11 protein-coding genes are annotated in these 13,824 nt (G+C 66.9%); 6 read left to right on the forward strand and 5 right to left on the reverse strand.

All coding sequences use genetic code 11. The annotated features are described in order from the left end of the window. The first annotated feature begins 70 nt into the window (after positions 1-70). The gene (locus tag BKG60_RS25305; protein WP_070943518.1) at positions 71-1,543 is read left to right on the forward strand and encodes a PepSY-associated TM helix domain-containing protein; all 1,473 of its coding nucleotides are present in this window, start codon (positions 71-73) and stop codon (positions 1,541-1,543) included. Here BKG60_RS25305 and sigC read toward each other — a convergent pair. Then, positions 1,540-2,106 carry an RNA polymerase sigma factor SigC gene (gene sigC, locus BKG60_RS25310; protein WP_070943517.1) on the reverse strand — a complete coding sequence of 189 codons (567 nt, stop codon included), beginning with the start codon at positions 2,104-2,106 and terminating at the stop codon, positions 1,540-1,542. The genes BKG60_RS25305 and sigC overlap by 4 nt on opposite strands. A 96-nt stretch (positions 2,107-2,202) precedes the next feature. Between sigC and BKG60_RS25315 the strand changes: the two genes are divergently transcribed. After that, a complete protein-coding gene (locus BKG60_RS25315; RefSeq protein ID WP_083339173.1) occupies positions 2,203-4,500 on the forward strand; it encodes a heavy metal translocating P-type ATPase in 2,298 nt (765 codons plus the stop codon). On the opposite strand, the gene BKG60_RS25320 is transcribed toward BKG60_RS25315, so the two are convergent. Together BKG60_RS25320 and BKG60_RS25325 are read right to left on the reverse strand one after the other, a co-directional pair. Then, positions 4,461-4,949 carry a hypothetical protein gene (locus tag BKG60_RS25320; protein ID WP_131823356.1) on the reverse strand — a complete coding sequence of 163 codons (489 nt, stop codon included), beginning with the start codon at positions 4,947-4,949 and terminating at the stop codon, positions 4,461-4,463. The genes BKG60_RS25315 and BKG60_RS25320 overlap by 40 nt on opposite strands. A gap of 270 nt (positions 4,950-5,219) precedes the next feature. Continuing rightward, entirely contained in the window at positions 5,220-7,175 is a 1,956-nt protein-coding gene (locus tag BKG60_RS25325) for a cytochrome c oxidase assembly protein (protein WP_083339167.1), read from the reverse strand. 157 nt (positions 7,176-7,332) lie between these two features. On the opposite strand from BKG60_RS25325, the gene BKG60_RS25330 reads away from it, so the two are divergent. Continuing rightward, positions 7,333-7,965: a DUF5134 domain-containing protein gene (locus BKG60_RS25330; RefSeq protein ID WP_070943514.1), complete on the forward strand. Its 633-nt coding sequence runs from the start codon at positions 7,333-7,335 to the stop codon at positions 7,963-7,965. Positions 7,966-7,969: 4 nt separating this feature from the next. Here the strand turns inward: BKG60_RS25330 and BKG60_RS25335 are convergent, their stop codons facing one another. After that, a complete protein-coding gene (locus tag BKG60_RS25335; RefSeq protein WP_131823113.1) occupies positions 7,970-8,713 on the reverse strand; it encodes a DUF2275 domain-containing protein in 744 nt (247 codons plus the stop codon). Between the two features lie 6 nt (positions 8,714-8,719). Further along, positions 8,720-10,162 carry a short-chain fatty acyl-CoA regulator family protein gene (locus BKG60_RS25340; RefSeq protein ID WP_374242897.1) on the reverse strand — a complete coding sequence of 481 codons (1,443 nt, stop codon included), beginning with the start codon at positions 10,160-10,162 and terminating at the stop codon, positions 8,720-8,722. 85 nt (positions 10,163-10,247) lie between these two features. Here BKG60_RS25340 and prpD point away from each other — a divergent pair, with 85 nt between their 5' ends. The 3 genes from prpD to BKG60_RS25355 are packed head-to-tail and all read left to right on the forward strand — an operon-like array spanning position 10,248 to position 13,803. Next, positions 10,248-11,753: a 2-methylcitrate dehydratase PrpD gene (gene prpD, locus BKG60_RS25345; RefSeq protein WP_070943574.1), complete on the forward strand. Its 1,506-nt coding sequence runs from the start codon at positions 10,248-10,250 to the stop codon at positions 11,751-11,753. Next, complete coding sequence (gene prpB, locus BKG60_RS25350) at positions 11,750-12,673, forward strand: methylisocitrate lyase (protein ID WP_070185879.1); 924 nt, start codon at positions 11,750-11,752, stop codon at positions 12,671-12,673. Before prpD ends, prpB begins: the two co-directional genes overlap by 4 nt. Continuing rightward, positions 12,670-13,803 (forward strand): bifunctional 2-methylcitrate synthase/citrate synthase, encoded by a 1,134-nt coding sequence (locus tag BKG60_RS25355; protein WP_070185880.1) that lies wholly within the window; start codon positions 12,670-12,672, stop codon positions 13,801-13,803. The genes prpB and BKG60_RS25355 overlap by 4 nt, the downstream gene beginning before the upstream one ends. Positions 13,804-13,824 lie beyond the last annotated feature (21 nt).

The raw sequence follows: 13,824 nt of genomic DNA on the forward strand, positions 1-13,824 counted from the left end.
ATCTTTCGGGAACCGTCGAGGCGGCGCGAACGACCACTCTTATCGAGGACCGTTCGATCACTGAGGAGCCATGGGCGAGAACCCGTCGACAGCCACCGATGCGAGCGCGACGCCGGAGTCGCCGCCTTCGCCCCCGGTGGCAGCCACGCACTACCGCGCATTCCTGCAGCGGCTGCATTTCTATGCAGGGCTCTTCGTCGGGCCGTTCCTGCTGATCGCTGCGATCAGCGGTGGCCTGTACGCCATCGCACCCACCATCGAGCAATTCGCCTATCGAGATCAGCTTCAGACCCACAGCACCGGCGACATGCTGGCGGTCACCGAACAGGTTCGGGCCGCCCAGGCACAGCGTCCCGACCTGACGGTCACCGCGGTGCGTCCCGCGACCGGTCCCGGTGAAACCACCCGGGTGATGTTCGACGATCCGTCGTTGGGTGAGTCCGAACGCCACACCGTGTTCATCAATCCCGTGACGGCGTCCGCACAAGGCGAGCTGACGGTGTACGGCAGCAGCGGTGCGCTCCCACTGCGAACCTGGGTCGATCAGTTGCACCGCAGCCTGCATCTCGGTGAGCCCGGGCGCCTGTACAGCGAACTCGCGGCGTCGTGGCTGTGGGTGATCGCGCTGGCCGGGGTGTTCCTGTGGTGGGGAAGATTCCGGCGCGCCGCACGGCACGAAAATGCGAACGCCAGACTGCTGACGCTCGACCGCTCGAGCCGGGGCCGGGCCCGGACCGTGAACTGGCATGGGGCGGTGGGGATGTGGATCGCCGTCGGGCTCCTGTTCCTGTCGGCGACCGGACTCACGTGGTCACGGTTCGCCGGTGACAACATCACCGATCTGCGGACGGCGTTGGACTGGACGACCCCGACCGTGTCGACCGCGATCGACAGCACACCTGGAGCCGGCAAGGCCGGCCCCACGCCCGGCCACCACGGGCATCACAGCGCCGTGGATGCGACTGCGGCCGGTACGGGCGAGGCCTCGTCGGTGCTCGACATCGATCGGGTGCTGAAGGCAGCTCGCGATGCCGGTGTCGCAGGCAAGGTCGAGGTCAGCATTCCCGCGCGCGCCGGCACTGCGTTCGTGGTGGCGCAGACCCGCCAACCGTGGGTGATGTCGAACAACGCGGTGGCCGTCGACGGGGCCACGGCCACGGTGACCGATACCTCGTGGTTCGCCGATTGGCCTTTGGCGGCAAAGCTTTCCGCGTGGGGCATCCAGCTGCATATGGGGCTGCTGTTCGGGTTGGCCAACCAGCTCCTGCTGCTGGGGCTGGCGCTGGCGTTGGCCACGGTGATCGTGCGTGGGTACCGGATGTGGTGGCAGCGTCGGCCCACCGTCGGCCGGCGCCCGGTGGGCAGGGCGCCGCGTCGCGGGGTCCTCACCGATCTGCCACCGGCCCTCGCGGTGGCAGTGGTCGTCGTGGCGGCCGCCGTCGGCTGGTTCGTTCCGTTGCTGGGAGCCAGCCTGGTCATCTTCGTCGCGGTCGACGTCGCCCTGGGATGGCGGCAAGACCGCCGGCAGCAGCGGCTGCGCTAACCGGTCAGATCGTCGCGCTCGGTTGCGGCAATCAGATCCTCGCGGGCGCGTGCCACCCGGGAACGGATCGTGCCGACCGGGCAGCCGCACACCTCGGCCGCCTCGGCATAGGACAAGCCCAGCACCTGGGTCAGCAGCAGGGCATGCCGCCGGTCGGGGTCCAGGCCGTCCAGCAGGAGGCGGATCTCCACCATCTTCTCGAACCCACCGACCGGGCGGTAGCTCTCGAGGACCTGCTCGACATCCACTCCGTGCTGGGTCCGCGGCCGGCTCTGCTTGTGCCGGATCTGGTCCACCACCACACGCCGGGCGATCGACAGCAGCCAGGTGCGGGCGGACGATCGGCCACTGAACCGGGGCAGCGCCGTGATGGCGCGCATGAACGTCTCTTGTGTGAGGTCATCGGCGGAACCGGCATCACCGAGGTAGGCGACGGTTCGCCAGACGTCGGTCTGGGTGGCCCGGACGAATTGCTCGAGCGCCGCTGAATCACCGCGGCCGGCGGCGAAGGCCAGCCGCGTAACGTGGTCCTCGCCGCGTTCGGTAGTCACGGTCCTCGACATTATTCGATGCCGCCCGGGAACTCGGCATCGGGCCGGAGCGACTATCTCTTCGGTGACGTATGCCACCGACGTGGTGAGCGAGCAATTGGAGTAGTGGTGACCACAGCAACTGTCCCCGACAACGCGGCGACCCAGCGCATTGCGCTCGACGTCACAGGGATGTCGTGTGGGGCCTGCGCTGCCCGCGTGGAGAACAAGCTCAACAAGGTCGACGGGGTGCGCGCGTCAGTGAACTTCGCCACACGCGTCGCCACCGTGGAAGCCACCCCGGACGTCGGCGTCGAGCAGCTGTGTGCGGTCATCGAGCGGGCCGGCTACCAGGCGGCACCACGAGTCGAGCGTGCCACGACCGACGTCGACCCCGATGCCGACCACGCCCGCAGCCTGCTGCTGCGCCTCGCGATCGCCGCCGTGTTGTTCATCCCCCTGGCCGATCTGTCGGTGATGTTTGCCGTGGTACCCGACACCAGATTCACCGGATGGCAGTGGGTGCTCACCGCGCTGGCCGCACCGATCGTCACCTGGGCCGCCTGGCCGTTCCATCGCGCGGCCCTGCGCAATGCCCGGCACGGAACCTCCACCATGGAGACCCTGATCTCCATCGGCGTCACCGCTGCCACCGTCTGGTCGATGTACACGATCTTCTTCGATCACCAGACCTACCACGCCGCGGGCGTGTGGCAGGCGCTGCTGGGCAGCGACGCCATCTATCTTGAGGTCGCTGCCGGGGTAACGGTTTTCGTGCTTGCCGGCCGGTACTTCGAGGCTCGGGCCCGCTCGCGCGCCGGGGGAGCCCTGCGGGCCCTTGCGGCGCTCGGGGCCAAATCGGTGACCGTGCTGCTGGCCGACGGCGGCGAACTCGTGCTTCCCGCCGACGAACTCAAAGAAGGACAGCGATTCGTCGTTCGCCCGGGTGAGGCCATCGCCGCCGACGGCCTTGTGGTCTCCGGATCGGCCGCCGTCGACGTCAGCGCGATGACCGGGGAATCGAAACCGGTACAGACGCACGAAGGTTCGAGCGTGGTGGGCGGTACCGTCGTTCTCGACGGCAGGTTGATCGTCGAGGCAGCCGCGGTGGGCTCCGACACCCGGTTCGCCGGGATGGTCCGCCTCGTCGAGCAGGCGCAGGCACAAAAGGCTGACGCACAACGCCTCGCCGACCGCATCGCCTCGGTGTTCGTGCCATGTGTGCTCGTGATCGCGGCGGCAACCGCGATCGGTTGGCTGCTGTTCGACGGCGACATCAATCGAGCCGTCTCGGCCGCGCTGGCGGTCCTGGTGATCGCCTGCCCGTGCGCGCTGGGGCTGGCGACCCCGACGGCGATGATGGTGGCCTCGGGGCGCGGTGCCCAGCTGGGGATCTTCCTCAAGGGGCACCGGGCCTTGGAGGCGATCCGCGCGGTCGACACCGTGGTGTTCGACAAGACCGGCACCCTGACCACCGGCCAGCCTCAGGTCATCACCGTCACCTCGGCCGACGGATGGACCGAGGACGACGTTCTCGCACACGCGGCGGCCGTCGAGTCGGCATCCGAACATCCCGTCGCGCACGCGATCGTCACTGCTCGCGCCGGACGTGAGGGCACCGCCGTCGAGGACTTCCAGGCGTTCGCGGGGCACGGGGTGTCCGGCTCGGTGGACGGCGTGGCCGTGGTGGTCGGACGGCCGGCCTGGGTGACCCGCGACCGCGTGGTGCCGGCCGGCCTGGCTGCCGCCCGCAAGGCGGGTGAGTCACAGGGCCAGACAGTCGTGTTCGTCGCGTACGGTGACACCGTCTGCGGCGCCATCTGCATCGCTGACGCCGTCAAGGAGTCGGCTGCCGGTGCCATCGCACGACTTCACGCCGAGGGCATGAAAACCATGCTGTTGACCGGTGACAACGCCGCGACGGCCGCCGCGATCGGGGCGGCCGTGGGCATCGACGACGTGGTTGCCGAGGTGCTGCCCGAGGACAAGGTCGGCGCGATCGAGAAACTGCGGGATCAGGGCCGGGTGGTGGCCATGGTCGGTGACGGGATCAATGACGGTCCCGCCCTGGCGTGCGCTGACCTGGGCCTCGCCATCGGCCGCGGGACCGACGTCGCCATCGGCGCAGCCGACATCATCCTGGTCCGCGACAACCTGGATTCGGTCCCGCAGGCGCTCGGCCTGGCCCGCGCGACGATGCGGACCATTCAGGTCAACATGATCTGGGCTTTCGGCTACAACGTCGCGGCCATACCGATCGCCGCGGCGGGCTTGCTGAACCCGTTGATCGCGGGCGCGGCGATGGCGGTGTCATCGTTCCTGGTGGTGTCGAACAGTCTGCGGTTGCGCAATTACGGTACGGCCCAACCGAATGCGTTCGGCGATGCTCAACCGGAAGTGCGGCCCGCGGCCCGCATGTCCGGCTGAGACGAGTCCAGCGGGGCCAGGCACACCCCCAGCCATCCCGCTGTCAGTGCCGCAACGGTGAGCGTGCCGAGTGCCGCCGGAACCCACGAGGTGGTGTGCGCGGTGTGATGCCACCAGAATGACCCGGCGCCGCCCACAGTGGCGACAGCCGATGTGCAGGTCGCCATGCAGCACCACCGAAACCGGCGACGTACCAGGGCGAAAGCCGATGCCACCGACGCCAGGGCGAACAGCGAGATCGCGACCAGCGATATCCAGTGCCCGTTGCGGGTGGGGCCGGCGGGAATGTCGCCGGTGACGCGCAACGCGATGGCCGCCCCCGCCACCGCGATGGCAAGTGCTGTCAGCACTCGGGCTCGCGCGGCGCCGATCCAGACATCCTCCAACACCCGGCGCTCGATGGCCCGCAGTTCGGCCTCGACCGTCGCGGCCATCTCCTGAGGAGTCACTGAAAATACCTTTCGGACAGCCGGTGTGGTGTGGATCTCGATGGCCCCTTTTGATTGGTCGGCGGCACGCCGGGATTAGTTCCGTTGCGGCCTGATCAGCAGGTATCGGGCGTAACCTCATATGCATGACCAGCAATGAAACAGCCGGATCGACGAAGTGTGACAACCCGAACTGTACGTGCGAGAACTGCACCTGCGGGAGCAACTGCACCTGCGGTTCCGACCAATCCGACTGATCGCGTAGCCTCGCGCATCCGGTGAACTGCGATTTCAGCGCCGGGTGCGGGAGAGTTCGCGAAGCATCGCGTTGTAGGCGTCGAGTTCGTCGTCGTACCCGCGGTCGCTGTGGCGGTCCTCGCGGGCTCCCGCCCGGCGGTCCTGACGTGCCCACTGGGCTACCAGCGCGACCACCACGATGATCACCGGCACCTCGCTCGAACCCCACGCGATGGCGCCGCCCATGTGCTGGTCGTCCGAGATGCTCTGCAACCAAGGCAGATTGACGGATCGGTAGAAGCTCTCGCCCAGAGAGGACGTCATCGTCATCGTCGCGATGCCAAAGAAAGCATGGAAGGGCATCACGGCGAACAGCAGGCCGAGCCGCCCCAGGAAAGGCAGCCGCCGCGGCCCGGGATCGATACCGATGATTCCCCAGTAATACAGATAGCCGGTGAGCAGGAAGTGCACGGTCATGAACTCGTGGCCCCAGTGATACCGGATCAAGGTGTCGAACAGGGGCGTGAAGTAGACGAGGTACAGCGACCCGACGAACAAGACGAACGCCGTCACCGGGTGCGACACGAATCGCGTCACAGGTGAATGCACGAACCAGATCAGCCACTCGCGAGGGCCCGGAGCCGCATCTTTCGGCGCGGACGGCAGCACCCGCAGGGCCAGGGTCACCGGTGCGCCGAGCACCAGAAGCACGGGGACGAACATGTTCAGCGCCATGTGTTCGCCCATGTGCACGCTGAACATCGCCGATCCGTAGGCGCGTACTCCGGAACTGGTGGTGATCAGCAGGGCCGCGCACCCCAGTGTCCAGGCAATCGTGCGTCCTACCGGCCAGTGGTCGCCGCGCCGCCGCAGTCTTGCGGCGGCGACCAGATAGCCCAGTGCGACCACGATGGCTGCCGTACCGATCAGTGGATCGAACCGCCATGCGGTGATCAAGCTGAGCGGGCTCGGAGGCGCATCGAGTTGGTAACCCAAAAAGACGTCCCACGTGGAGAACGGGTGAACCGTGAACCGGGGCGGCACGCTGTTCGCGGCCAGTGCCACCGCAGCGGATGCGACGATCATCGCGGCGGCAGACATGGTGTTCGCCAGGCGTGAGGGCTGTCGGTGCTTCAGCAGAAGTACGCCGTCGCCTATCCAGGTCAGCGTGAGCAGTGTCCCGGCGGCCAGTACGGCCACCCCGTACGTCGATCCCAGGACCGGTGTCCCGCCCAACATCAGTGTCGCCAGCGCAGCGCCGTAAACAACGGTCACCGCCCCGCAAGCGACATGCATCATCTGGACGCGACGGCCGAGCGCGGCGTCGGGAAGCCCGGCGGCGACGATCTTGGTCCCCGCCCACACCGCGACGGCGACGGCGAAGACGATCACCGCGCTGGTGGCGATGTCATGATCCGGACCCTGCCCGGCATTTCCGGTCACCGGAACGGCGAGTACTGCGATCAAGGCGGGCAACAGCGCCACGCAGTGGCCGATCCAGCGCAGTGTGAACCGCACGCCGACGGCCAGCACCAGTGCGCAGATCGCAGCCACGCACCACCCGCGCGCGACCTCGGACGCCGCGATGGTGCTGCCGAGGCCGGGACCGGTGACGAGGCGGGTGACGGGGATTCCCGCGTCGGCCGATGCGGAGATGACCACCATGGCGCTCGCGCAACAGGCCCAGAGGACCGCGGCGCGCTCGACCAGGAGGTGCGCTGAAAAGGATCCGGCGTCGATGCATCCGTCGTCACGCGGTGTGGCGGTCGTCACGATCCAGACCAGCGCCCCGGTGCACACGGCCGCGGCCAACGTCGCGGTCCAGTGGCCGAGCAGCCGGGCTGCGCTCGTGGCCGTTCCCGGATCGGCGATTCCCGCGACGGCGAGTCGTTGTGCGCCCAGCTGGACCGCACACAAAAACAGCGCCACCGCGCAGGCGGCGACGGTGGCGAACAGCGCCGAGCGAGCCCGCCACACGCCGGTGCCACCGGGTATTTGCACACGCGCCATAGTCGAACCGGCCTTCCGCCGCGGAACACAAACATCGCGGCCAGGCGAGTCTACGACAACATGTCGTAGTGCTGATGGGTGCGGGAACTTTGGCGCAGGCGCCCGCGACCAACAGAGGAACGGCCGCACCCCGACACTCTCACGGACAGGACTCTGGATGATCGCCGATCTCACGCTCCGGTGGGTGGTAACGGTGTTGTTCGCTCTGAGCGCTGCTGAATACACGTATGCGTGTGTGCGCTCTCGTGGCCGGTTGGGCATTGCGGCGAGCGAGGTGCTCCACCTGGCAATGGCCGTAGCGATGCTGGCGATGGCCTGGCCGCGCGGCGCACAGCTGCCGACAGTGGCGCCCATGTTGTTCTTTTCGGCCGCCGCCGTCTGGTTCCTTGTCCGCCTGGCGCGGTCCGCCGCGACGCACAGCCGCCTGCTCGACGGCTATCACGCCGCGATGATGCTGGCGATGGGGTGGATGTATGCCGCGATGAACGGCAGGCTGCTTCCACGCGCCACCGAAACGATGTCCGACGGTGACCATGCCATGTCCACGATGCACATCCACCACGACGGCGGTGCGGCGAGCGCCATGGAGCCCATGTCGGTGCAGCCGCAGTGGATCCCTGCGATCAGCTGGCTGCTGGCGATCGGATTCGGGACCGCCGCAGTGGGCTGGCTGTACCACTACTTCTCGGCGCGTCACCGGTCCGGAACATCGTCGTTCTCGCATTTCGCCACGTTGTGCCGGGCGATGATGGCTGCCGGCATGGCGATCATGTTCGGCGTCATGGTGTAGCGGTTCAGGCAGCGGGATCGTCGGCCGCGCGCAGATGGCGGCCGGCCGGGGAGGCCGGTCCCGAATTCTCATCGTCACCCTGGGCTGTGGGTGACGGATCGTGCGGGCGTCCGGTGCGCGACGCCCAGACCGAGACGATCGCCGCCAACGCCACAGGCAGGTGACTGAGTACCCGGATGGGGGTCACGAGGCCCGCAAGCGCGTCCGACACCACGTAATAGGCGAGGAATCCGCAGTAGATCACCAGCACGCAGGCGAGACCGGATGCGATCCGACGGCGAAAGGCCATGGCAATCGTCGCGATTCCCAGCGCCGCCGACCACGCCGTGGACTCGTTCAGCAGGTGAGCTCCGCTGGCCGACCCGTGATGTGCGGCAACCATTCCGAAATTGATGCCGACTGCCTGTGCGATCGCCAAACCCACCTGGGCGACTCCGGCGACGACAATCGCGGTGGCCAGCAGGTGCCGGTTCAGCCGCACCCAGAGGCCGGCGAACGCACTCGTCCCGCGGCTCGGGCGGCCACTCACCGCGCCCATCAATCCGGTGTTGGCCAGATCGCGCAGTTGCAGGGCTTGAACGCCGGCCCGGTCATACCAGTCGGCGCATTCCCGGCAGTCGCGCAGATGCTCGTCGACGCGCGCGGAGGGGACCGGCTCACGCTCCCCATCGAGGCGCGCCGAAAGCGCCTCTCGTGCCACCACGCAGTCCACCGGGCCATTGTCCCGCATCGACCGCGGGGATCGCACACCTGCTCAGGCTGTCGGAGAGTAGGGCAGATTGCTGCTGGTCCGCGGGTCGACGTGGACTGGCCTGCCGACATACGGGAAGGCGCGTTGCGGGCAGGCCGGGCGGTCGCAGATCCGGCAACCCGCCCCGATGGGCACCGTGGCTTCGGGGTCGCCCAGGTCGATGCCCACCGAGTACACCAGCTTGTCGGCGTGGCTCAGGTCGCAACCCAGCCCGATGGCGAAGCTCTTCGGCGTACCCAGGTACCGGCTCGGTACCGAGCCCGACGTCCTCGCGACCCAGAAATAGCTGCGGCCGTCGGGCATCTGAGCCACCTGGGTCAGGAACTCGCCGGGGCGAGAGAACGCCTGGTGCACCACCCAGAGCGGGCAGTTTCCGCCCACCCGAGAGAAGTGAAAAGCTGTGGCGGACTGGCGCTTCGAGATGTTTCCCGCACTGTCGGTGCGGACGAAGATGAACGGGATTCCGCGCGCATCCGGGCGCTGCAGGGTCGACAGACGGTGGCAGATCGTCTCGAAGCCCATCTCGAAACGCCGGGCCAGTTGGTCGATGTCGTAGCGTAGATCCTCGGCGGCCGACAGGAACATCCGGTAGGGGAGCAGCAGGGCGCCGGCGAAGTAGTTGGCCAGCCCGATGCGGGCCACATCCCTTGCCTCTGAGCTCAATTGGTCATCGGTGGCGACGATCGAGTCGATCAGTTTGGAATGCAGTAACAAGGCGATCTGGGTGGCGAGTTGGAACGCGCGCTGCCCGGGCAACAACCAGCGCGCCACGTGAAGCGTCCCAGCTTCGGGCTGGTACCGACGTTTCACGTTGGCACCCAACACATCTCCGTCGTCCACGATCACCGAAATGCCGAATTCGGTGGACAGCAGATCGGCCAATTGCCGGTCGAGGCCGCCGATCTGCAGTCGGTACCGGGTGAAGAGATCCTCGGCGGCGCGGTCAAGCGCGTCGACGTAGTTGCGCCGGTCGTAGAAGAAATCGCGCACTTCCTCGAACGGCATCGGCTGCTGCGCGCCCGACTGGGCGTCCAGGTTGGCGCGTCCGTGAACCGCCTCCAGTTCGGCGGTGGCATCGTGCAGCCGGCGGTGCATGCTCACCATGGTCTGACCGACCTCGGGCATACGGGCGACAAGTTCCTCGATCTGCGAGCTGGTGGCGCTGTCGGCCAGGATCTCGCGCAGGTCCGACACCAACCGTGCGTCAGCATCGGGGGCGAAGTACTGGGTCGGCAGATCGAAGCGATCGGACAGAGCCAGCAACACGGGGACCGTGATCGGCCGCTGGTCGTTCTCCAGTTGGTTGACGTAGCTGGTCGACAGTCCCAGGGCACGCGCCAGCGCGACCTGTGTCAGGCCTCTCTCATCGCGTAGCCGTCGCAGACGGGCGCCGGCGAATGTCTTGGTCACCGCTGACGAGATTACGCCCATCCGCTTTCGCAACATTCGCAAAAAATGCCGCATAGAGGACACGAAAGTACGCATTTACAGGTACTACCGCTGGTCAATCGCTGTGCGTACCGTGCGGATCATGCTTGAACACGAGGTCAAAACCCGACGCAGCGCCGAGGACTTCCCGCGTAGCGAGCACCTGGCTTGGAAGATCGCCGAGATCGCTGCCGATCCGGTCGCCGTACTGCCCGAGACCGAGGCGATGGTGGTCAACCGGATAATCGACAACGCCGCGGTGTCGGCGGCGTCGGTGATTCGCCGTCCGGTGACGGTCGCCCGGGCGCAGGCGCTCGCGCACAAGACGCCGCGGGGTGCTTCCGTGTTCGGCGTCGAGGGCACGGTCTCGCCCGAATGGGCGGCGTGGGCCAACGGTGTGGCAGTGCGGGAACTGGATTTCCACGACACGTTCCTGGCCGCCGAATACTCCCACCCGGGCGACAACATCCCGGCTCTGGTCGCGGTGGCGCAGCAGCTCGGCGTCGGCGGAGCAGACCTGATCCGCGGTATCGCGACCGCCTACGAGGTGCAGGTCGACCTGGTCAAGGGCATCTGCCTGCACGAGCACAAGATCGACCATGTTGCGCACCTGGGGCCTTCGGTCGCAGCCGGATTGGGCACCATGCTGCGGCTCGATCCCGAAACCATCTATGCCGCAATCGGTCAGGCCCTGCACCTGACTACCGCCACCCGGCAGTCGCGCAAGGGACTGATCTCCAGCTGGAAGGCCTACGCGCCGGCCTGGGCCGGCAAGGTGGCCATCGAGGCCGTCGACCGGGCGATGCGCGGCGAGGGATCGCCTGCGCCGATCTGGGAGGGCGAGGACGGTGTGATCGCCTGGCTGCTGTCCGGTCCGAACCACACCTACCAGGTCCCGCTGCCCGGGCCGGGTGAGCCCAAGCGCGCCATCCTCGACACCTACACCAAGGAGCATTCGGCGGAGTACCAGAGCCAGGCGCCGATCGACCTGGCCCGCCGGATGCGCGAACGCATCGGTGACCTGGACCAGATCGCCACGATCGTGCTGCACACCAGCCATCACACCCACGTGGTGATCGGCACCGGATCCAACGACCCGCAGAAGTTCGATCCCGACGCGTCCCGCGAAACGCTCGACCACTCGGTGATGTACATCTTCGCCGTCGCGCTGCAGGACGGCACCTGGCACCACGAACGGTCCTACGCCCCAGAACGAGCACACCGGCCCGACACCATCGAGCTGTGGCGCAAGATCTCCACGGTCGAGGATCCCGAGTGGACCCGGCGCTACCACTCGAACGATCCGGCCGAGAAGGCGTTCGGCGCCAAGGCCGTGATCACCCTCAAGAGCGGCGAGACCATCGTCGACGAGCTCGCGGTCGCCGACGCTCACCCACTGGGCGCCCGGCCTTTCGAGCGCGAGCAATATGTCGCCAAGTTCGCCGAACTGGCCGAGGGTGTCGTGGAAGCCGAAGAGCAGAAGCGTTTCCTGACTGCGGTCGAGAACATCTCGGCGACCAAGGGTGGCGGCCTGGCCGGCCTCAACGTTCGGGTGGATCAGCGGGTGTTGGACAAGGCGCCGACGATTCCCTCGGGGATTTTCCGATGAGTGGGGGCGGGTTACTCGGCTCCACCACCCCGGCCGCGGAGAAGCGCCGGAAGCTGCGCCGCGGGCTGGAATCCGGTCGGCTCCTGCGCTTTCCGGGGGCATTCTCGCCGCTGGTGGCCAAGCTTGTTGCCGAGATCGGCTTCGACGGCGTCTACGTCTCGGGTGCGGTCTTGTCCGCGGACTTGGGCCTGCCCGACATCGGCTTGACCACGTTGACCGAGGTGACGGGGCGTGGCGCCCAAATCGCTTCGGCCACCGATCTTCCGACGCTGATCGATGCCGATACCGGGTTCGGCGAACCGATGAGCGCGGCCCGTACCGTAACGTTGCTCGAAGACGCGGGCCTGGCCGGGCTTCACCTGGAAGACCAGGTGAACCCGAAGCGGTGCGGCCATCTCGACGGGAAGGCCGTGGTGGAGACCGCCGAGATGGTCAAGCGACTCCGTGCCGCTGTCTCGGCCCGCCGTGATCCCAATTTCATCATCTGCGCCCGCACGGACGCCGCCGGGATCGAGGGGATCCCCGCGGCGATCGACCGGGCCAAGGCCTACGCGGATGCCGGCGCCGATCTGATCTTCACCGAGGCTCTGTACACCCCGGCGGATTTCGAACAGTTCCGGGAGGCGGTCGACGTTCCGCTGCTGGCCAACATGACCGAGTTCGGAAAGTCTGAACTGCTCACGACGCAGCAGTTGTCCGAGATCGGCTACAACATGGTGATCTACCCGGTGACTACGCTGCGGCTGGCGATGCACGCCGTCGAGGTGGGACTACGTGAGATTTCCTCGGCAGGAACACAATCCGGTCTTCTTGGTCAGATGCAGCATCGAAGCCGGCTGTACGAGCTCCTGCGTTACAACGACTACAACCAGTTCGACTCGGATATCTACAATTTCTCGCTGCAAGGGGCGACACGATGACCGCTATCGCGAACGACACGATCAAGCCGAGCATTCACAAGGGCCTGGCGGGCGTGGTGGTCGACACCACCGCGATCTCCAAGGTGGTGCCGGAAACCAACTCGCTCACCTACCGGGGTTACGCCGTTCAGGATCTGGCCGTGCACTGCAGTTTCGAGCAGGTGGCCTACCTGCTGTGGCACGGGGAACTCCCCACGGATCAGGAACTGGCCCTGTTCTCCCAGCGTGAACGGGCGTCCCGGCGTATCGACCGGTCGATGCAGTCACTGTTGGCCAAGATCCCCGACAACTGCCATCCGATGGACGTGGTCCGTACCGCGATCAGCTATCTGGGCGCCGAAGACCCGGAGGAGGACGACAGCGCCCCGTCGGCCAACTTCGCCAAGTCGCTGCGGATGTTTGCTGTACTACCGACCATCGTTGCCGCCGATATGCGCCGGCGCCGGGGCCTGGAACCGATCGCCCCGCACAGCCACATGGGCTATGCGGAGAACTTTCTGAACATGTGCTTCGGCGAGGTGCCGGATCCGGTGATCGTCAAGGCCTTCGAGCAGTCCATGGTCCTCTACGCGGAGCACAGCTTCAACGCCTCCACGTTCGCGGCCCGCGTGGTCACCTCGACGCAATCCGATATCTACAGCGCGGTCACGGCCGCCATCGGTGCCTTGAAGGGCTCGCTGCACGGTGGTGCCAACGAGGCAGTCATGCACGACATGCTCGAGATCGGCAGCGCCGACAATGCCGCGGAATGGTTGCACGGCAAGTTGTCCCGCAAGGACAAGGTGATGGGCTTCGGACACCGGGTCTACAAGAACGGCGATTCCCGGGTGCCCACCATGAAGGCGGCTCTGCAAGACGTTGCGGCTGCGCGCGATGGTCAGCGCTGGTTGGACATCTACAACGTGCTGGAAAGCGCGATGTTCGCGGCCACCAAGATCAAGCCGAACCTGGATTTTCCGACCGGGCCGGCCTACTACCTGATGGGATTCGACATCCCCAGCTTCACACCGCTTTTCGTGATGAGCCGGATCACCGGCTGGACGGCACACATCATGGAGCAGGCGGCATCGAACGCCCTCATCCGGCCGCTCAGCGACTACAGCGGTCATCCGCAACGGGCTCTGGCTTAGCTTGCGTTTTTCCGACGAGCA

Origin of the sequence: Mycobacterium syngnathidarum (assembly GCF_001942625.1) — a bacterium.
GTDB classification, from domain to species: domain Bacteria; phylum Actinomycetota; class Actinomycetes; order Mycobacteriales; family Mycobacteriaceae; genus Mycobacterium; species Mycobacterium syngnathidarum.

What these genes read in the sequence shown, in the direction of transcription:
- BKG60_RS25305 (WP_070943518.1), top strand. Translation starts at nt 71, where the DNA reads ATGGGCGAGAACCCGTCGACAGCCACCGATGCGAGCGCGACGCCGGAG.
- sigC (WP_070943517.1), bottom strand. Translation starts at nt 2,106, where the DNA reads ATGTCGAGGACCGTGACTACCGAACGCGGCGAGGACCACGTTACGCGG.
- BKG60_RS25325 (WP_083339167.1), bottom strand. Translation starts at nt 7,175, where the DNA reads ATGGCGCGTGTGCAAATACCCGGTGGCACCGGCGTGTGGCGGGCTCGC.
- BKG60_RS25330 (WP_070943514.1), top strand. Translation starts at nt 7,333, where the DNA reads ATGATCGCCGATCTCACGCTCCGGTGGGTGGTAACGGTGTTGTTCGCT.
- BKG60_RS25340 (WP_374242897.1), bottom strand. Translation starts at nt 10,162, where the DNA reads ATGTTGCGAAAGCGGATGGGCGTAATCTCGTCAGCGGTGACCAAGACA.
- prpD (WP_070943574.1), top strand. Translation starts at nt 10,248, where the DNA reads ATGCTTGAACACGAGGTCAAAACCCGACGCAGCGCCGAGGACTTCCCG.
- prpB (WP_070185879.1), top strand. Translation starts at nt 11,750, where the DNA reads ATGAGTGGGGGCGGGTTACTCGGCTCCACCACCCCGGCCGCGGAGAAG.
- BKG60_RS25355 (WP_070185880.1), top strand. Translation starts at nt 12,670, where the DNA reads ATGACCGCTATCGCGAACGACACGATCAAGCCGAGCATTCACAAGGGC.